General features: G+C 34.8%; 14 protein-coding genes. 7 read left to right on the plus strand and 7 right to left on the minus strand.

The window, feature by feature from the left end; genetic code table 11:
- Positions 1 to 181 precede the first annotated feature (181 nt).
- Positions 182 to 808, plus strand: coding sequence for a DUF3137 domain-containing protein (locus BWI92_RS25035; RefSeq protein WP_095168073.1), 627 nt, complete (start codon positions 182 to 184; stop codon positions 806 to 808).
- 97 nt (positions 809 to 905) lie between these two features.
- On the opposite strand, the gene BWI92_RS25040 is transcribed toward BWI92_RS25035, so the two are convergent.
- The gene (locus BWI92_RS25040; protein ID WP_095168075.1) at positions 906 to 1,802 is read right to left on the minus strand and encodes an AraC family transcriptional regulator; all 897 of its coding nucleotides are present in this window, start codon (positions 1,800 to 1,802) and stop codon (positions 906 to 908) included.
- A gap of 191 nt (positions 1,803 to 1,993) precedes the next feature.
- Here BWI92_RS25040 and BWI92_RS25045 point away from each other — a divergent pair, with 191 nt between their 5' ends.
- From BWI92_RS25045 to BWI92_RS25060, 4 genes are all read left to right on the plus strand, one after another.
- Complete coding sequence (locus BWI92_RS25045; RefSeq protein WP_095168078.1) at positions 1,994 to 2,977, plus strand: aldo/keto reductase; 984 nt, start codon at positions 1,994 to 1,996, stop codon at positions 2,975 to 2,977.
- Positions 2,978 to 3,195: 218 nt separating this feature from the next.
- On the plus strand, positions 3,196 to 3,654 hold the full coding sequence (locus BWI92_RS25050; protein ID WP_095168080.1) for a hypothetical protein: 459 nt from the start codon (positions 3,196 to 3,198) through the stop codon (positions 3,652 to 3,654).
- A gap of 48 nt (positions 3,655 to 3,702) precedes the next feature.
- The gene (locus BWI92_RS25055; RefSeq protein ID WP_095168082.1) at positions 3,703 to 4,395 is read left to right on the plus strand and encodes an SMI1/KNR4 family protein; all 693 of its coding nucleotides are present in this window, start codon (positions 3,703 to 3,705) and stop codon (positions 4,393 to 4,395) included.
- Positions 4,396 to 4,463: 68 nt separating this feature from the next.
- The gene (locus BWI92_RS25060; protein WP_095168083.1) at positions 4,464 to 5,030 is read left to right on the plus strand and encodes a GrpB family protein; all 567 of its coding nucleotides are present in this window, start codon (positions 4,464 to 4,466) and stop codon (positions 5,028 to 5,030) included.
- A gap of 361 nt (positions 5,031 to 5,391) precedes the next feature.
- Here BWI92_RS25060 and BWI92_RS25065 read toward each other — a convergent pair whose 3' ends face one another.
- Positions 5,392 to 6,579, minus strand: coding sequence for an ATP-binding protein (locus BWI92_RS25065; protein WP_095168085.1), 1,188 nt, complete (start codon positions 6,577 to 6,579; stop codon positions 5,392 to 5,394).
- Positions 6,580 to 6,903: 324 nt separating this feature from the next.
- Between BWI92_RS25065 and BWI92_RS25070 the strand changes: the two genes are divergently transcribed.
- Positions 6,904 to 8,286 carry a S8 family peptidase gene (locus BWI92_RS25070; RefSeq protein ID WP_095168087.1) on the plus strand — a complete coding sequence of 461 codons (1,383 nt, stop codon included), beginning with the start codon at positions 6,904 to 6,906 and terminating at the stop codon, positions 8,284 to 8,286.
- A gap of 294 nt (positions 8,287 to 8,580) precedes the next feature.
- Here BWI92_RS25070 and BWI92_RS25075 read toward each other — a convergent pair whose 3' ends face one another.
- From BWI92_RS25075 to BWI92_RS25095, 5 genes are all read right to left on the minus strand, one after another.
- Entirely contained in the window at positions 8,581 to 9,639 is a 1,059-nt protein-coding gene (locus BWI92_RS25075; RefSeq protein ID WP_095168089.1) for a glycosyl hydrolase 53 family protein, read from the minus strand.
- Positions 9,640 to 9,822: 183 nt separating this feature from the next.
- Positions 9,823 to 13,890 carry a PAS domain S-box protein gene (locus BWI92_RS25080; protein WP_095168091.1) on the minus strand — a complete coding sequence of 1,356 codons (4,068 nt, stop codon included), beginning with the start codon at positions 13,888 to 13,890 and terminating at the stop codon, positions 9,823 to 9,825.
- Between the two features lie 1,293 nt (positions 13,891 to 15,183).
- Positions 15,184 to 16,941, minus strand: coding sequence for a gliding motility-associated C-terminal domain-containing protein (locus BWI92_RS25085; protein WP_176464536.1), 1,758 nt, complete (start codon positions 16,939 to 16,941; stop codon positions 15,184 to 15,186).
- 595 nt (positions 16,942 to 17,536) lie between these two features.
- A complete protein-coding gene (locus BWI92_RS25090; protein WP_095168106.1) occupies positions 17,537 to 18,106 on the minus strand; it encodes an SMI1/KNR4 family protein in 570 nt (189 codons plus the stop codon).
- Between the two features lie 16 nt (positions 18,107 to 18,122).
- Positions 18,123 to 19,058, minus strand: a complete 936-nt coding sequence (locus BWI92_RS25095; protein ID WP_310588959.1) for a polymorphic toxin-type HINT domain-containing protein — start codon at positions 19,056 to 19,058, stop codon at positions 18,123 to 18,125.
- A 368-nt stretch (positions 19,059 to 19,426) separates the two neighbouring features.
- Between BWI92_RS25095 and BWI92_RS27510 the strand changes: the two genes are divergently transcribed.
- Positions 19,427 to 20,434: hypothetical protein (locus tag BWI92_RS27510; protein WP_176464537.1), on the plus strand; the 1,008-nt coding region annotated here is incomplete at its 3' end.

The following is a 20,434-nucleotide window of genomic DNA, read 5'->3' on the forward strand; positions in this document are numbered from 1 at the left end:
GCCTAAAAATTGACTCATTCATTCACTAATTCATAACTCTCTAACTCACAACTCACTTAAAGCACCGAAAGTGTAAGGCTGAAACTAGCCTAATAAAATGGTTTTTACCATTTGTCATAATACGCAAGGAATCTTCTAGGTAATTTCAGATTTTTATGGAGGAATATATCTATCAAATACCATGGGATTCTTAATAAATATTTTTGGTCCAAGCAAAGACGAAATTTGGGGACTATTAGAGAAAGAAATAAATGCTACACTACTCAACAAAGATAGCTTTTGGCACGAGTCAAAGGTAGTGTTAGAACACAAAAATTGGACAATCATTTTAGATGTATTTAGGCGTTCTTCGGGAAAAAGCTCTATGCCGTATACTCGGATGCGTTGTGCCTATATCAACAAAGATGACTTTAGATTTACCATTTATCCAGAAGGCATTTTCACAGATATCGCAAAATACTTCGGGATGCAGGATATTGAAATTGAAGATAAAATCTTTGACGATACCTTTGTATTAAAGAGTAAAAATCCTGATAAAATCAAAGCTTTATTTAACGATGAAAATATTAAGAATGCTTTTCTGGCGTTGAAGGATTTAACACAGTTTCAAGTAAAAGTACAAGATGATGAAGGTTTTTGGGGACAACGCTTTCCAGACGGCGTTGACGAATTGTATTTAGAAACTCTAGGTGTCATCAAAGATTTAGAAAAGCTAAAAATCATGTTTAAGCTTTTTGCAGAAATCATGGATAGACTTTGTGAAATTGGTTCGGCTTACGAAGCTCGTCCATCCATTAATTTGACTTAACTTTGAATTTGAGAAGGCTGATTTCGGAAATATTGTTCATATCAATATTTCCGAAATTCAATATTCAATGTCTCTAGCAGATATTATTCAAAAATGTTCAGTTCAACATTCTGTACTCGTTTGGCGTATAACCAGTACTTTTCTTAAACATTCTATTAAAATGTTGCGGGTACTTAAAACCCAAATCAAAAGCTATTTGGCTTATTGATTTTTCCTTATCAAAAATCTTCTCTTTAGCAATATCTATTAATTTTAGGTGTATATGTTCTTGAGCCGTCTTTCCTGTTTCTTTCTTAATTAAATCTCCAAAATAATTAGGCGAAAGGTTCAACTGATTGGCGAAATATCCCACTAAGGGAAACCCTAATTCTTGTACAGTGCTTGAATGAAAATAGTTATGCAACAAATGCTCAAATTTTGAAAGTACATCATTATTAATGTTTTCACGAGTGATAAACTGTCTGTCATAAAAACGAACACAGTAATTCAGCAGTAATTCTATATTATTGGCAATGATTCTTTTGCTGTGTTTATCAACCCTTTGATTTATCTCATACTCAAGTTTACCAAACAAATCTCTGATAATCTGCTGTTCTCTCAATGACAAATGAAGTGCTTCATTTGATTCATAAGAGAAAAAAGAGTATTGACTCATCTGTTTTCCAAGAGCCGTGCCTTTGACCAAATCAGGATGAAAAAGGAGTGCCAAACCTGTGGGCTGATAGTCTTCTTCATGACGTATTTCCACTACTTGTCCCGGCCCAAAAAACACAAGTGTACCTTCGTCATAATCATAATTATTTCGTCCATACTTCAATTCACCACAATGTATTTCCTTCAGAAAAATAGCGTAAAACCCAAAATGCAAACGACTATTGTTGGGCAAAGCTTTTGTCATTGAATTATCATAAACGCTTATCAACGGATGCTTTGTTTCTATGCCTTTTAGCGTATTGTATTGAGAAATTTTTTCAAGCTTTATTATATGCTCCATGTCCTTAATGTTTCAACCTTTTGATGTAAATATAGCACGAAGATTACTGATAAAATTTACACTGATGCTTGAATCTGTAATGATGGTATGAACATCAGTAATCTATATACTTTTTGATAATAATTAAGAAGGAATTTTGTAAAGTCATTCAATTTTTGAATAGGGCATAACCAATCATGACAAAACACAACATGAAAAAGAGAATAGTAGGAAATAGCGGATTAGAAGTGTCTGAATTAGGCTTGGGCTGTATGGGTTTAACCTTTGGCTATGGCCCTGCAACCAACGAAAACGATGCCATAGCTTTGATTCAAAAGGCTTATGATAAAGGTATTACATTTTTCGATACCGCCGAAGCATACAGCCAAGGGGGTAACGAAATACTTTTAGGAAAAGCGGTTAAATCGTTTAGACAGGACGTTGTGATTGCTACCAAATTTGGTTTTAAGGACGGCGATGCTACGAAAGGAGTGGATAGTCGCCCTGAGAATATTAGAGCGGTGGTAGAAAATTCTTTGAAATATCTACAAACAGATGTGATTGATTTGTTGTACCAACACCGTGTTGACCCTAATATTCCGATGGAAGATGTAGCAGGAACTGTCAAAGAGTTAATCCAAGAAGGTAAGGTAAAACACTTTGGCATGAGCGAAGCAGGTGTACAAAGCATTCGTAAGGCTCATGCGGTTTTACCCGTAACGGCGTTGCAAAGTGAGTATTCTATGTTTTGGCGTGAGCCTGAAAATGAAATCATTCCGCTATTGGAAGAATTAGGAATCGGATTTGTGCCTTTTAGTCCACTGGGAAAAGGCTTTTTAACGGGTGCTATCAATGAAACCACCCAATTCGACCCAACAGATTTTCGTAACATCGTCCCTCGTTTTACAGAAGAAAACAGAAAGGCGAATCAGACTTTGGTTGATTTATTGAAAACAATCGCTCAAGATAACAAGGCTACCCCTGCCCAAATTGCCTTGGCTTGGTTGTTGGCTCAAAAGCCATTTATCGTACCGATTCCTGGTACTACAAAAATTCACAGGCTGGAAGAAAATGTAGGTGCAGTAAATGTATCATTGTCTGCCAACGATTTACAAGAAATACAAAACGCACTGGAAGAAATTAAAATCGTGGGCGACCGCTACCCAGCTGCATTACAAGCAAGAGTCGGCAAATAATCATGAAATAGCTACTGGTAATTTACTGCTTTTCATGATACTTACTTAAAGTTAAAAAATATCACACTTTTAAACTTTTAAACTTTTAATCTGTACTATTTTTGGGTAAGCTTACATACCAGCAAGGTAGATAAACCATAAACTTGATTGTAGTAGAATAAAACTAATCAAGAGTTTTATAATTAGTTCCACTGTAGAATTATCTAAAATAGTAATAAATGAATTTAATAGAAGGAGTGCTATTTAAAAACAACGAGTATGTTGATGTTGAATATATCAACATTAGGATTGATAATGTTTGGTTAGATGAAAAACTGGATGAGTTGTACCCTGACAATATGTATAGAGGATTGATACCTACTCTTGTAGAATGGATGGATCGGGAAGATGAAAAAGCAGTAGTTTGGAGACGTATTTTACCAGGCAAATATGAGACGACAATTTGCCCTGTGCTAATGTGCCCCGATGAGAACGATTTTTCCTGTACACTCATAGTTGCCGAAATTACAAATTTGGGAACTCATGTTCGATGGAGTAAACTTGGTGTAGACTTGTCAAATGAATGGGAGGCTGAAAAAGTTGGTAGCAAAGTCGAATGGTTTGAAAATGTCAAGGAAATGAATTTTGAATTTTCAGATTATATCAAAATGCTTGATAACTTTAAAGAACGCTTATAATCAAATAGAAAATGTATATTGTACCTGATTTAATACAATACTTAAATAATGAATTATCAGCTCGAAAACATCAAATATAAGCTTGAAAAGCTACGACAATTGGACAATAATCTGGAGGTTTTTGGTGCTGAAAAACATAGGTATATGCTAAACCCAACTGTTTCGATAGACACTATAAAACAGTTTGAAGTCAAACATAAGATTGTATTGCCAGAGGAATATGTCGCTTTTTTGACTACACTCGGAAATGGAGGTGCAGGACCTTTTTATGGACTTGAACCTCTTGAAAATGCCCTTTTTGATGACTTAGATTATAAAAACAAAGAAAGGTCGTTAAATCCCAGTAAACCCTTCCTACATACTGAAGCTTGGAATATGGAATTTGAGCCAGTTGCTGAGAATGAAAATCAAGAGGAAAATGATAGGCAATATGAAGAATTTACAAGTCAGTATTTTGACAAAAAACATATGAATGGTGTTATCGCAATTTGTAATTATGGTTGCGGAATAAGTTTGAACCTAGTCGTCAATGGAAAAGAATATGGACATATTTGGACAGACGATAGAGGCAATGATGGAGGTATATACCCAACCATACAACTTGATGAAAAAGACAAAATTACCTTTTTAGATTGGTACGAACTATGGTTAGACAAGTCAATCTTAGAGATAACAGAGCAGTCTTATGCTCCACCAGTACCCAAACCTGAGCAGCAAAAACCTTGGTGGAAAATATGGTAGAATACATGAGGATATCATTACCAACTAGCGTTGATTGAAAGTGAAAATATACAACCTACAGCATTACAATGATTAGTTTTATCGAACCACATAATCCAAATTGGAAAACCGAGTTTAACAACTTGAAGAGTAAGCTACTAACAGTCCTCGGTGACCTTAAAGTTGACATTCAACATGTTGGAAGTACGGCTATTCCCAATCTTTTTGCGAAGCCAATTTTAGACATTGACATTATTATTGATCATAAAACGCTTCTTGATGACATTACTGCGAGGCTCATTAAAATTGGATATATAGATAGAGGAGAACAGGGAATTCCGGGACGGTTTGCCTTTCGACAGTCTTCCGTAACAACACCCCACACAGATGATCGCAAGAAGTGGCAAGAACACCATCTTTATGTATGTTTTTCAGATAGTTTAGCCCTAAAAAACCATCTTCTATTTCGTGATGCTTTATTGAATGACCAAGAGCTTGCAGCACAATATTCAACGTTGAAGCTCAATCTGATTAGAGAAATTGATATGACAAGAGAGAAATACACGAAACAAAAAACAGATTTTATTATTTCAGTTTTGTCAGAGCTCGGATTTGACAAAACTGAACTCAATAATATCATAAATGCAAACCTATAAGACTTTTGAAATCCTAAAAACGATTTATCAAAAATTGAGTACTGGACTAAGGTATTACAACCAAAACTTCATTGGTCAAACGGTCAATCAAATGCAGTGGGGGCTCCAATGAATGTATTAAAACTTAGGTTTATAAATAGTGACCGATTAATTTTTGTAACACAATATGATGGTATTGGAATATATGATGGTGAGACACTTATTATGACAAAATAGCTATTTTAGTGCTTGTAATTCCTTTGAATAGCTCATAATCACATCAAAATGTATATAGGTAATCAATACCCGCATCCGTTCTTATTTTTATGAAATACTACAAAAGTTGAATGGATTTTGTTGTAGGTCCGATTTGCGATTTTTGCTATACTTTTTTCACATTACTTAACTCTTTCATAAGATTGTGGAGTGGAGTTGCAATCACGTCGTCGGCAAAAGGGAACACTTCTTTTCCTGGATATACTACATAGCGTTTGGTAGCCTTTATATCTTCACATGCCAAATAAAAACCTTTGGAAACTTTAGGAGCACTCGAACGTTTTACCTCGATGGCGTATCTTTCTTGATTGTTGAGCTCTATTACCAAGTCGATTTCTGCTCCAGCAGAGGTTCTATAAAACCAAGTAGTTGCTCCTTGAGGCAAACATGAAATGATATTTTCTATCACAAACCCCTCCCAACTTGCTCCTACCACTGGATGACTTAATAAATCCTCTAATGAATTAATGTTGAGTAAAGCATGTGTCAATCCACTATCTCTAATATAAACTTTTGGGGTTTTGACTAATCGTTTGCCTACATTGCCCGACCAAGGATAGAGTGTCCTTACAAGAAATAAATCCTCAAGTAGTTCAATATATCGTTTTACGGTTGGGATTGTGATACCTAAGCTTGCCCCTAATTGCGCTGTATTGAGTTGACTTCCCTGCGTATGTGCAAGCATTGTCCATAATCTGCGTAATGAGATAGCAGGTATTCTACTACCAAATTGTGGAACGTCTCTTTCTAAGTACGTGACAATAAAGTTTTGTCGCCACCTAAAACTCCCTGCATCACTTTTTGAAAGAATACTATCCGGAAATCCACCTCTAAGCCAAAGTGATTCCATATCAGCTTGAGTTGAGTCTTCAATTTCAAGTACATTGAAGCCCGAAAGTTCTTGATAAGCAATCCTTCCAGCCAAAGATTCGGAAGATTGTTTCAGTAATTCGAGTGATGCAGAGCCCAAAATCAAGAATTGACAGGTTCTAAAGCCAGCCCTACGACGACGGTCTATTACCCCACGCAACACCGCAAATAATTCTGGAGTGCGTTGGATTTCATCAAGGATGATAAGCTTGCCTTTATGTAATTCAAAATATGCTTCAGGATCTGAAAGCTTAGCTTGATCGGCCAGACTTCCTAAATCTAAATAAATAGCGTCAGGTGTTAGGGTACTTGCAATTTCCTCTGCCAAGGTTGTTTTTCCAACCTGACGAGGTCCAAGAATACTAACAGCGGGAAACTCACCTAATAATTCTGTAATTTCCGATTGACTTTTTCTTTTAATCATCCTTGTAATTATATATACAATTATTAGATTTACAAGGATGAAATTAGTGTAAAATAGTAAAATACACAAAAATATAGACCAAAAAAGGTTCATATGTAAACTCCCCAAAAATAGTACGGATTAAAAGAAGTATAATTTTTTAACTTTAGGTATATGCGATTTTATATTTCTTATATTGTTTTTAACCCTAATATTCATCGAATATTGCTAAAATACATCATATATCATTTTATTTGATTGTTGAATTATTGAAAATATATTTGTTTTTTAAATAATAAAAAGTAATATTGAGTGTAATACAATAACCTTAACATACTTGCTAACATGAGAACAAAATCCTTAACTTTAACTTCCTTGTTGTCCATTGCTTCTATTTTAACATCTTGTACAGGATATAATTTAGAAGAAATTCCTACTTCTTCAAGTGCTAGTGCAGCTCGAATAGCTGAAATCAACTACGAACCGAATGAGGTTCTCATCAAATTTATAGCTGGTACGAGTGATGAACGCAAAAGCGAGATTCTCGATAAGCTTAATGGTAAAGTAAAGGAGAAAATCCTTACAAAACTGATGCAGAAATTTGGTGACAACGAAGGTGTTCATTTAATTCAACTACCAATTAATGCAATAGAGGCTATTGCCAATGCCAAAGGTCTGGCAGACATTGAATACATTGAGCCCAATTATGTTTACACGCACAATGCTGTATCTAACGACCCATACTTTACTAATGGATCACTTTGGGGGATGTATGGCTCTGCGACAACACCTGCAAATCAGTTTGGCTCACAGGCTGCAACAGCGTGGGCAAATGGTAAAACTGGTTCTAATACAGTTTACATCGGTATTATCGATGAAGGGTATATGTATACTCATGAAGATTTAGCCGCAAATGCTGGTGTTAATCCTGGGGAAGTCGCAGGAAATGGTGTTGATGATGATAAAAATGGACTAGTAGATGATGTATATGGTTGGGATTTTGCCAACAGCGATAATACCGTATTTGATGGTGCTGGCGACGATCATGGCACACACGTAGCAGGAACAATCAGCGGAGTTGGAGGTAATGGAATTGGTGTAGCTGGTGTATGCTGGAATGTTAAGTTGTTAATTGCTAAGTTTTTAGGAACTAAAGGTGGTACAACTGCCAATGCCATTAAGGCGGTAGATTATTTTACAGATTTAAAAATTAGAAGTGGTCTTAATATTGTTGCCACCAACAATTCTTGGGGAGGCGGTGGATTCTCGCAAGCTTTGCAGGATGCAATTACCAGAGCTAATAATGCAGGAATCTTATTTGTAGCTGCTGCAGGAAATAATAGCAGTAACAATGATGCTACAGCTAATTATCCTTCTAATTATAATGTAGCAAATGTTATTGCCGTGGCATCTATTACTAATACTGGAGGACTGTCGAGTTTTTCTAACTACGGAGCTACACAAGTAGATTTAGGTGCGCCAGGTTCAGGTATTTATTCGACTGTTCCTGTAAGTTCAAAGGGTAAAATATTATCGAGCTATGCTAGTTACAATGGAACATCGATGGCGACACCACATGTAACTGGTGCCGTTGCCTTGTATGCATCTATTAATGCTGGAGCAAGTGCTGCAAGCATCAAAAATGCTATTTTATCTACAGTAACCCCGACGGCTTCATTATCAGGTAAGTGCGTAACTGGAGGACGATTAAATGTGAGTTCTTTCTAAAAGAATTTGGAAAGCAATAACAAATTTAGTGACTGAGCGAATGAGTGATTATGTAAAAATTTGAATTCCATCAGTAGAGATGCAATGATTGCGTAGTAAGCCATTCGTATCTATCATAGTAGCATTAAAAAAGCGGTCGAAAAATATATTTTCGACCGCTTTTTTGATAAGAACTTGGAGAGTAATCCCAATTCTAAAAATTCGGGATGACTCATGTTTGATAAACAGCTGGCAAACAACTCCAATACCGAAATTCGGAGTGATTTATGTCTTACGTATATATTTGGCGTTAATTTAATCTTTAAAAGCAAGAGCAGCGGGAAGTAAATGCAAATTATGATCCCATAGTGCTTGATTGTCCCACACAGATTCATGTTTGGGAGTAGAAACCCACGCACCTCCCCAGTAGCAAAATCCAGCTCCATGTGTTAATTTATTTGTTAATCTTTTGATGTGATTGATATAATCTTGTTGACCTTCAGGCGTAGCTGGAAATTGGCTTGCTAGGTCGTTGGGACTAGCAATAATATTTTTAGCTTGATCCTTTTCATCCAAAGTAAATGGATAAGCTGTTTCTGCCATAATAATTTTCTTATGGGTATCATATGAGAGCTTATTCATTTGATTGTAAACATACTCAAAATCATTGCCATGCCACTTCGGGTAATACGAGATTCCTACCATATCGTAGTCCAAATCTGCTAGTTTTTGAAAAAATAAATTTGCCCCAGCAAGACCCGAGTAATGCATAATTATTTTTGTTTTTTTACCAGAATCTCGAACCGCTTTTACGCAAGTAGTAATCAAACTCTTGAACTCTTTTGAATTGACATTATGCCCTTCTGGCCAAAGAAACCCGTTATTTATTTCATTACCTGTTTGAATATAATCAGGCTCAAACAAGTCGACAATGTTTTTGGTAAAATGATAAACACTATCGTTTAATGCACTTTCTGTAAGATTTTGCCATAATTGAGGTTTTTGTTGATTTGAAGGATCCGCCCAAGTATCAGAATAATGTAAGGTTAAATATACCTTAAGTCCATGCCTTTTTATTTCGTCACTAAAACGCTGCATGGCTTTTACACCCAACAAAGAGTTCGTTGGATTATTCCAAATTCTAATTCTAATTGTGTTCACTCCTGCCCTTTTCAAAGAAAATAAAGGATCTTCTATCCTACCCTCACTATTTTTAAACTTTACGCCATGCGAGCGTATGAGAGGCAAAAAAGAAATATCCATAGCCCGAATCTGGAAATCTTTTTTTATTGGTTTAATGTAGTTTTTACTCGAATAATCATCAATAACCAATAAAAATATTGCAAGTAAGAGAACCCAATTAACTATTTTCATACTCTATTAAGACTCTAAATGTTTGAATTATCTTTCATTATAGTGTTTTTCTCAATATGATTTTACCCATTTCGATAAGCTGTAGTATTGAAGGTTTTTTTGAATAATTTTTAACTTAAATATAAATTTTCCTAAAATTCTTTTCAAAAATTCAACTATACGATTCAGCAAAAGCCTTTACTCCTATTCTTGTAAATAATTGTTTAATTGAGTATTTGATTTTAGTTGAAGTAAATCGTCAATACCAAAAGGTTTTTGAATAAAATCAATGACTGAAGTATAGCTTGTCGCTCTGAATTTATCTTTCTCTTCGATGGAAGAGGATACAATAATGACAAATACTTTACATAGCAGTGCATGGGTTGATATAAAATCCAGTACACTCCAGCCATCAATCTCTGGCATATTCAAATCGAGAAATATGAGATGCACATCATCCCTTTGGTTGTTTTCGGAAATAAAGTCGATAATTCCTTTTCCAGTCAAAAATTGATTGATTAAGTTACTGATACTTGCCTTTTGTAATAATAACTTATGAACAAACTGAATAGCTTCATCATCGTCTACAATCGAGACATGTAGGGTGGTTGAAATGTGGTTAAAGTTGGGGGACATGATTTTTTCCAAATCTTTGATACCATAGGTTTTTTGCGTAATATCTCGAATGATTTGATCTATTTCAAAGGCCGATGATAAAATATGTTCCAGACATTCAGCCTGTTGCTCGACAGTAACCACCCCTTCTTTTAGCAGCATGATCAGACCCATAAGTCTAGACAATGGCGCTCTAACTACATGAGATTGAATCCATGCTATTTCTTTTAGAGATTTGTTTTGAATCTCTACCGCTCTGAAATATTGATTTCGTTCTGTAATATCATGGGCAATTTCAAAAATCAGATTCTGGTCGTTTACACTCAGCATACAGCTATATACCTCCATGTCAAATATTTCACCATTCTTTTTTCGGTGCAATACCTCAAACTTTTGGCGACCAATACGACTAATAATCTCAAATTTGCGTGCTACGTCTTTCTCTGAAATATTTATATCCAAAATATTTCGTTTTAGTAACTCCTCTCTGTTCCAACCATAAAATTGGAGACAAGCCTCGTTTGCATCAATAAACTGCCCATTATCAGGGTTGATCAAATACATAATAGAGGCACTTTCTTGAAAAATACTTCTAAATCTAGATTCACTTTCTAGAAGCGCCTTTTCTGCTTTTTTGCGTTCGGTTATATCAACTATAATGGCAATAAATAGGGGATTTCCATCTAGTTCAATATATTGAAGATGGACTTCTACCTCGTACCTTGTTGCATTTTTTCTTTGATGTACCGTCTCAAAAATCAGCTTATCTTTTTCTCCATTTTTTAAAGGTTCAATTAAGCGATGAAATTGTTCCTGATTGAAAAGTGGTTTTAGGTCAATGGGAGTTAGTTCTCTTAATTCGTTGAGCGAATAGCCGATATTTGTTTGAGCCGCTTTATTTGCCTCGATGAATTTCAGCGTATTAGCATCAAAAATGAAAATTTCATTTAAGAGATTTTCAAAGATATAATTGAACTTAAAAAGTTCGTTTTGAGCAAATTTCTCCTTGGTGATATTTTTGCTAAACACTGCTACCCCTACCACTTCCCCACTGATCAAAATTGGGTGCATAGAAACATCCAAATAGAACGTATTGTATTCGGTAGGTACTGTATCTCTAAAATGCAGAATCCTATTTTGTAAAACATACTCATACCTTTCTTTCCAAACGTCATGTAGATGCTGTGGAAGAAAATCTAACACTTTTGCCCCTTTATTTAGTAATCCTCCAAAGGAGTTGAGAAAATCTTGTCGAACTATTTGATTGGCATAGATTATCTCAAAGTCTTTATTGATAGACCAAATACTTTCTGGTGAACTATCCAGTATAGCAATAAGATTAGCCTCACTTTCTTTTAGAGCCTGTTCGGTGAGTTTAAGATGGGTAATTTCCGTACTTTGTCCCCCAATACCTATGATTTCATTAGCCGCATTTCTGATGGGGAATTTTACCGTTAAAAATAGTTTTTTGTTAGTTTCAGTGTCTAAGATATCCTCTATACGAACAGATTGTTGTTGTTCTAGCACAAGTTTGTCACTCTGCCTGAACGATTCTGCTAGTTCTTGTGGGAATATTTCAAAATCATTTAATCCCAATACATCTGTCTTTTTTTGATTTGTAAGTACCTCCCATGAGGTATTTACATTCAGATATTTACCTTCTAAATCTTTTACATAAATAACAGAACCACTATTTTCGATGATACTTTCCAATAATAATTGTCCTTCTTTGATAATATTCAAATTGAGCTGTCTGCTCTTAATGTTCATGAGCATCTCACTAATCAGATGAAGTATCTGACTATCAAAGTCTTTTGTTCTAATGGTATTAGCGTGTGTTTTTAACCCAACAAATCCCATACAGTTATGGTCCTTGTACATAGGAACTGTAAAAATATGAATGGAATCATACTCTGCAGCATAAGACTTACCCATGAAGTGTGCATCATAAAACGCCTGTATATCAGTTGTTTTACCATGATTAGGAATGGTAAAGTAGGACTCTAAATGCGTTTCTGACAACCATTCAAACTCTTTTTGATACTCTCCTTTTTCAGTGTTGTACGAAACAACAAATAGGCTTTCTGCTCGTGTAAAGTTCCCAATTTCATACAGAGCCTGCGCAATTTTTTCGTCTACACTTTCAAGTAAAACATTGATGAAAGTGAGGAAAATATGCATAAGTAACTCCTGAAGACCATTCAAATAATTAAGCTTATCTATCATAAGCTTAATGTGAGTAACATCGCGTCGAATTCCTTCTATAGCGATAAGATTTCCTTCGGTATCTCTAATCGCAACATTTCGTTGTTCTACCCATATAATACGACCGTCCTTTCGTTGCCATCTCAATGTCACTGGTGACTCAAAATCTAAATTTCCATCTATCAATGATTTGACAAGATGACGATCAGCTTCCAAAACCACTTCAATTCCCAGATTCGGATTTTTGTAATATTCCTCTGGATCATATCCTGTGAGCGTAATAACCGAAGGGCTTATGTAGGAAAACTTCCGTTCGGGTACTAATTCATACCTGAATACCACGTCTTGAAGGTTTTCGGTCAGTCGTCTGTACTTATATTCGCTTTCACTCAAGGTATCGACAAACTCCTTCCGTTCTGATATATCGCTGAGTGTTACAAATACACGATACTCGTTATGGTCATTTGTCAGGAATTCAAGTTTAGTCGAAATACTAAGCCATCTAATATCGGTTTTTTCTGAAAATGACAGACCTACGACCTTTCCTTTGAACTCAATGCCTTCTTTGACAGATTGGGAAATAGGTAATTGGTCAAATTCGATAGGCTGAAGGGTTTCATCAAAGAAGCTGACGTTCTCGTTCATTTCGTCCCAACGTGTCCAATTACGCTCGCCAATACCCAATAGGCTGAAGGCGCGTTGATTGGCTTTGAGGATTTTGGCGTCTTTATTGAGATACACTACGCCCTCCAACATATTATCGAAAATAGTCGAGTATTCCCGCTCGCTTGTTCGTAATTGTGACTCTATGAGATGTCTTACTTTTACATTTTGTATCAGTTCTTTGGTAAGACGCAATAAAGCCACCTCATCATTTTCATATACTTTACCTTTATCTTGAGATAAAATACTAAGAAAGCCAATGAGTTTTGAATCCTCCTTTACTGGTAAAATCAACAAATTCTCTACTTGGAGATACTGTAGCCTTTCATAAATTTCAGTATAGAAATCTATAATTTCGAGATTATCGATAAAAAGTAAGTCTTCCTGCAATACTTGAGGAATGAGGTGTTCAATTTCAGTTTTGGAAACATCTTGGAGTAAGGATATTAGGGGTTCGTAATGAATACCCTGAGATGAGGTCCACGCGTTTACTCCAGTAAATAATTCCTCCTTTTGGTCGATGGCATAAAGGACCACCTGCAAACTACCTAAGTAATTGCCAATCTCTTCAAGTATATGGTTAACGCCGTCATCCTCAGAAAAAGGATAATTGAAAAACTTATTAGATAATTCTATGATTGTTTTTTGAAAAAGCTCATTCCGTTGTTGCTTTTGAACAAATAGCATTTGTTCTGTAATATCTTTTGCCAAACCAACATGCCTATAAACTATTCCAGAATCATCATGCAAAGGAAATTTTCTTACATTTAACCAGCGTTTTCTAAACATATACTTAAATACTTATTTGAGTATATAAGTAAGTACTTACATAGAGTCATGAAAACATTGAAAACAAAAATGTTTTCATACAGCTCCAAAATGAAAACATAGTACTGAGTTATGAAAACACTGAAAACAAAACTGTTTTTATACCACTCCAAGATGAAAACATCATGCTGAATTATGAAAACAATGAAAATAAAAATGTTTTCATACTACTCCAAGATGAAAACATCATGCTGAATTATGAAAACATTGAAAACAAACTGTTTTCATACTGCTTTAAGATGAAAACATCATGCTGAATTATGAAAACAATGAAAGCAAAAATGTTTTCGTACATCTACAATTTGAAAACATCATCCTAGATTATGAAAACATTGAAAACAAAAATATTTTCATACTGCTCTAAGATGAAAACATAATACTAGTATTTCCTAAGACAATATCCAAATACTTATTTACTCAAATGATCATACAAGTATTTAAGTAAATAAGTATCAGATAAGTTAATAAAAACATGGAATACAAACTGTTTTCATACAACTCCAAAGCGAAAGTATGACACTGAATAATGAATACTTTTAAAAATTTTACTGCCATTTGCATAAAAACTTAAATCATGAAAAAGCTTCGGGTGTATGGGAAGATGGGTATATCTTTTCGTAGAAAATCGAAAATATCATGCTGCTAGATAAGAGAGGTTCTTTAGATAGATTTAATGTAATCATCATTTGGTGTATAAATATGGCACACCGTCTAGAAAAGAGACAAGAATTTGCTACAAAGATAGCTCATGAATGAAGGCTGCTAAATAAAATAGCATTTCATTACATTCTGTATAACCATATATATTGAACGATTCAATCAGACTCTCAATAGGTGATTAAGCATTTAATTCTTTGAAGGAAATACGCCAAAAAACTGAAGTGTTGATGAGTGATTATTGTCGGATCCGCCTACATATTTCTTTGTATGGTATGAGCCCTGTAGATTATAGAATGAAAACTTCTTGGGCTTCGTTCCGCTACACTACACTCAGCCCAAGAAGGGTTAAAAACATAATCAAAGTAGACTGATTATGTATATTTTTAAACTGTACTAAAAATGGGAAGCCGACACCAGTACGTATTTGATTAAATACTTATATAAACATTTAAGTATTTAATCATTATCCTAAAAAATCATTCGTTCCTGTAGGTTGTAAATCATAAGAGAGATTTTCAAATAAAGAAAGGAATGTATTTAAAACGTCCTAAAATAGAATGTAAACGGTCTTTATAAGAAAGTATTAGTAAAATCTTATCTAAATAAATTAACAGTGCCTGAGTATACATAATTTTCATCAAGAGAGCCTTTCTTAATTTGGTAGGTATATGTGTCTGATGGTAAATCTTCTCCATTAAATTTACCATCCCAAGGGTCTTTATAACCTCTCGAATAAAAAATAAGATTTCCCCATCTATTAAAAATACTCACTTCTATTTCTTCAAATTGTTCTGTACCAACAATGTACCAAATGTCATTATGACCATCTTGATTCGGTGTGAAAGCACTAGGTATGAGTAATGATTGTATCACACTGATATCTATTTCAGATTTAACAGGACACATCCCCTCTGTTTCAGCTACACAGGTATAAGTAGTCGATTGTTGTGGCGTAAATTCTGGATTCTGTGAATTTATATTTGATATCCATTTATTTGGACTCCATGAAAATAACGTATTAGATTCACTACTTTCAACACTTATCAATATGCTTTGCCCTTTATAAATGCTTGCTCTTGTAGGATTTACCTTAATAATAGGTTCCTTCTTCAAACTAATTTCTATGCTATCCTCAGAATAACACCCTTCTATTTTAGTTGCATCAGCATATATTTTATAAATGCCAGGCTCTGTAATTCTGATTCTTGTACCATTAGTAATATATTTTCCATTTTTACTCCATGAAAGATCAACATTAGTTCTCAAAGGTATTACCTCAATTGTGGTGGTTTCACCTTTACAAAATTCTTTAGGTAACGGCAAAAATTCAGTCAAAATTAACGGCTTGACTTTTACTATTTGTGATATTGTATCATTGGCACAAAGAGCTTGATAACTTTTAATAACTGTGTAATCACCAAAGTCTTTTACATTTATTCTTGGGGTGTTTTCTCCTAATAAGTTTTCTCCATTTTTCTGCCATTGAAAGTTATAAGAACCTCCTGCATCACTCACTGTAAGTAGTATACTTTCGTTAGGACAGAGCCCTACTTCATCCGTGACTTGTCCTTTGTAGAGAATCTTGCCTTCAGGTGGGGTATTTACTCGACAATCAACTACAGGTAATTGAAAATCCTGACGTACAAGGCCAATCAACTTTCCTGATTTAAATTGCTCACACTGTATGGTAAAAGTAAATAACCCAGTTTGGTTCGCTTTAACAGAAAGTACCCCCGTTTGTGGATGCACAGATAATGCAGGCGAGCCCTTAATACTATTGCTTTCTGAGAATCCTTCCCCCCATAGAACAGATGGGTATGGCCCTGGTTTGGGTGGATTATCATAGTTTAGTAAGTCATTATGACTCCCGTAAGGTGTTACAATACTATACCTAATTTCGGTATCTTGCATTTTTTTTTCGACAGCCATTTGAAGCTTGAATGGCTTAAGAATACATATATAATCTCCATTGGGAATTTTAAACTTAGGACTTGAATAATCAGGATAGTCTTTCAGAGATGGAAATTCAACATACATGGTTAAACCCGTATTGTTAGCATTTTTAATATTATCAATATCTGCATTTCGACAACACCTAGCCCAAGAAAGGTAATACCCCTGTGTGTCACTAAACTGATTACTAGTAAGAACAACGATTTTTGAGTATGTAAACTCTCTTGTTGCTAATCGCCTTAATTGAGCACAAGAATAATTATCATATACCAAATCAGTCATTTTCTCAAAAGATAGATAAGCATCTTGCACCCGTTTGTTATCTTTTTTACTAAAAAAACGAACCTGCTGTGCAAGATTTTGCATATTATCTAATTCAACTGGGAGCAATGTGTACATGTCAACATATATGTTGAGTGTAATCTTGTATTGGGATTGTAATTTATCAATCACCTCTATTGACATATTTCCTCCGAAAATGTGAGAAGCTCTGAGGTTTCTACTACAAGAACAGATGGTGATGATAAGTAAACAAACCCGAAAATAGGTAAGAGTATGCCTAAAAAATTTCATTCAATGACTACTAAGTATTCTTATTTGTGATAATGGTTCTTAGTTCAAAATTACTCTGGATTATTCCACCTTGATTATATATATTAATATAAATGAAATAACATAAACAATGCTTCAAAAGCTATTGCTGCTATCATAAACACCCAAAAAACTTCCTCTACCATATTGGTAACAGCTGAATATTGTACAACTTAGAGGCTATATTTAAGAATGTAAAAACTTGCTATATAGTACACTCCTTTCGGTTTCAGTAAAAAATCTCCACAAAGAATCTTAAACTTCGCTAATCTACTCTTCAAGCTCTTCAATATTTTGCCAAATACACGTATATATCTTCATTGGAAAGGTAATAACTATACTAATTATGTATAAAAAGCTAGTTTGGAAATTATTGCATAGCGCAAAAACCTTTTATATCAACCTATTCCTCTCGCACTCGCCAAAAATCCTCGCCCCAGTTTTTGTATAGGTCATTAGCCGTTTTGCCTGCCGGCAAACAACTTTCATCTACTTCTACAATATAATCTCTAAAAAAATCAAAAATATTATCACACAAGAATCGAAGCTTTACCTTTTCTGTTGCTGCTTCAGCATAAATTTTGTCTTTGTTATGTTCGCCTACCCCAACTAATAAGTATATTTGAAATGCGCATTCTCCAAATGCAATAAAATCTTGCTGCCAAATTTCGTGGTCTTTTGGATAAACTGCTTTCATGTTTGGTATAATTTCATCTAAATTAAATAAGTTTTGAAACAAAATATTATCTCTGTCATTTGAATAATATGTAAATATCATATTTCTTTTTCGTTGGAACCTATTATCGTAGAAGATTCCTAACTCCTCTCCTATATTGTATAAAGAATCATAGTTTTCAATAAAAACTCTGAAATATGGGGGAAAAACCACATTTGTCTCTTTTTCAAATTCTGCAATCTTTTGTCGAATTTGTTGAGCATTACTTCGTACCTTAAATAAATCTAAGTAGTTCATTTTGTGTATTTTTGTTTTAAAATATAGGAGAATCAAAAAATCCGACAATACCCTCATTTATTGCTTGTCTGCCACCAATATGAGCTGCATTTCCTCTTATGTGAACAGCAGAAGGAACAGGAATCATCGTTAAACCATCCTCATGGTGATGCCAAGTACAGGTTACCCAACCATCACTATCAGCATTGGGGTGGCCAACTTGCTTTATTTTGCAACCTGTTCCACTTCCTGTCTTTTCAAAATTAACACCATCTATGTATCCGCCACCATTCGGGTCTAACGCCCAATTATTAGCATTAGTCATATCTGAGCTTTTCCCAGTTAACTTTTTAGTTCCATTAGGATTTGGAGTAAAAATAGCTCTTTTTCCATTGGTTACAGGCACAAAATCTCTAAAATCAGGATGTCCAAAGTCATCATACCAAATTCCATTAGCAGACCTACTTGGATAAGTTTTAACATCTGAAGCAGAACTGAAATCTTCATAATAATTCTTCAATTTCTCAATATCAACATCACTCAAATTCTTAGTATTCACTCTTTCTAAAATAGCCTTGCTTTTGCTTATCCATGCTTTTGTTGTACCAGTAATCTCCGATAGCTTTTTCCATGCCTCAAAAGCTTTGCCTTGGTTGAGTACTCCCAAAATGGCATCATCATCTGGAAAATCCTTTAAGAACTTCGCTTTTTGCCCATCCGTAAGTGAACTAAATTTACTATGTAAAGATGGGAAATTATTCTTTATTTTATCAACCAGACAGTTGGTATTATGTACCAAAATGCCTGTCTTTCCTACAAAGTAATTATTATTTTCTGCAATGGTAAAATTGTAAACCTCTACGACCGTGTCCTTTGACACTTTATTATTTACAATTATTATTTTATTATCCGCTGTAAAAAGAGTATCCCCTATAACCAGGGTTTTTACTCTACAATCTAGATAAATCTTTATAAAACATCTATTATTCTACTTTTCATCAGATCTTAGTCTATTTATCTTAAAAAATTATATAAACTACTGGCTTACTAATTGACCTAAAGATGAGTTTTGACTAACTTGTTGAAGGCTAGATCTCGTATTGTATTGAGATAAAAAGTAGTTTTGGAGAGGGCTGCTGACTAGACGTAGAGTTACTAAATAGAAGTGCTGAATGGTGAGTGATAAATTTTGAGTGTAATTTTAGGATTAGTAATATTTTATTTCATTAATTTCTTCAAATAAACATGAGTCATCCCGAATTTTTCGTGAAGACTTTTAAAAAAGAAACCTCCTTGTTTACTTTGTGAATTACGACAAACACAAACAAACAGGAGGTTTCTATGCATAAAGCATTTCTACAAAATAATGACATAAAATCGAGTAAGTCAAGACTCTCTCATTTACTTCTTCATAAACTTGACCTTTATCTTGCTGACGTTCAGTTATCCTTAGATTCTGTTCTGGATAAGCGTTTAGTTCGTACTTTTTACGATTTAATAGTTGCCATTTTATTGCATCGACACAACTCTATGGGCTTATTGCTTAGCGAGTTAGGTGGCTATATTTGCGGTTTTGCACATGCTCCCGCTGGGACAAAGCGCATCAGTAATCTGTTACGCTCCAAAAAATGGACATCTACTATCATTGATAATTTTCTCTTTAGTCAAACTCGAAAAAGGCTTGAATCGTTAGTAAAACAGGGAAAACGTCCGCTAATGCTTTGGGATGATAGTCGGCTAGAAAAGGCTGAATCTTGGTTTTTGGAGGGACTTTGTAGTGTAGAAAGCTCAAAGGCAAAACGACTAACACGGATAAAAAAAGGATACTATTCTCCCCCTAATAAACGTATTTGTGTTCCTGGTTACCATTGGACAAGTACGTTGCTCTCAGCTTTGGGTGAGTCTGTAAGTGTATGTCAGATGAGTTGGTGGACTACCAGAGGTAAATACAAGGAATATGGTCGAAACATTATGTTTCGGATGCTAGAAAAACTACAAAAACAAGTAGGAAAAGGCATCCTGCATGTGCTTGACCGTGGTTATGCTAATGAGTGGACCATCGAGTGGTTTACGCACTTCCAACAAGATTTCCTAGTCCGATGGAAGAAGAATCATTTACTTATACACTCAACTAAAGGTAAAAAGCAAACCCATCTTCTAGCTCGCTCTTTTAAAGCTAGAAGTAAAAAGATTGTGCTCGATTCCCAGAGAAAGATTCTCAAGAGCATTTCTATTGCTTGGACTCAAGTACAACACCCTAGTTTTGAAGACATTAACTTGTCGTTAGTAATAGTGAGAGATACCAAAAACTATCAGTCACCACTATATTTACTAACCTCATTGCCTGTA

Origin of the sequence: Flectobacillus sp. BAB-3569 (assembly GCF_002270355.1) — a bacterium.
GTDB classification, from domain to species: domain Bacteria; phylum Bacteroidota; class Bacteroidia; order Cytophagales; family Spirosomataceae; genus Flectobacillus; species Flectobacillus roseus.

Coding starts and splice junctions, on each gene's coding strand:
- BWI92_RS25050 (WP_095168080.1), top strand. CDS start 3,196: ATGAATTTAATAGAAGGAGTGCTATTTAAAAACAACGAGTATGTTGAT.
- BWI92_RS25060 (WP_095168083.1), top strand. CDS start 4,464: ATGATTAGTTTTATCGAACCACATAATCCAAATTGGAAAACCGAGTTT.
- BWI92_RS25085 (WP_176464536.1), bottom strand. CDS start 16,941: ATGTACACATTGCTCCCAGTTGAATTAGATAATATGCAAAATCTTGCA.
- BWI92_RS25070 (WP_095168087.1), top strand. CDS start 6,904: ATGAGAACAAAATCCTTAACTTTAACTTCCTTGTTGTCCATTGCTTCT.
- BWI92_RS25075 (WP_095168089.1), bottom strand. CDS start 9,639: ATGAAAATAGTTAATTGGGTTCTCTTACTTGCAATATTTTTATTGGTT.
- BWI92_RS25045 (WP_095168078.1), top strand. CDS start 1,994: ATGAAAAAGAGAATAGTAGGAAATAGCGGATTAGAAGTGTCTGAATTA.
- BWI92_RS25040 (WP_095168075.1), bottom strand. CDS start 1,802: ATGGAGCATATAATAAAGCTTGAAAAAATTTCTCAATACAATACGCTA.
- BWI92_RS25065 (WP_095168085.1), bottom strand. CDS start 6,579: ATGATTAAAAGAAAAAGTCAATCGGAAATTACAGAATTATTAGGTGAG.
- BWI92_RS25055 (WP_095168082.1), top strand. CDS start 3,703: ATGAATTATCAGCTCGAAAACATCAAATATAAGCTTGAAAAGCTACGA.
- BWI92_RS25035 (WP_095168073.1), top strand. CDS start 182: ATGGGATTCTTAATAAATATTTTTGGTCCAAGCAAAGACGAAATTTGG.
- BWI92_RS25080 (WP_095168091.1), bottom strand. CDS start 13,890: ATGTTTAGAAAACGCTGGTTAAATGTAAGAAAATTTCCTTTGCATGAT.
- BWI92_RS25090 (WP_095168106.1), bottom strand. CDS start 18,106: ATGAACTACTTAGATTTATTTAAGGTACGAAGTAATGCTCAACAAATT.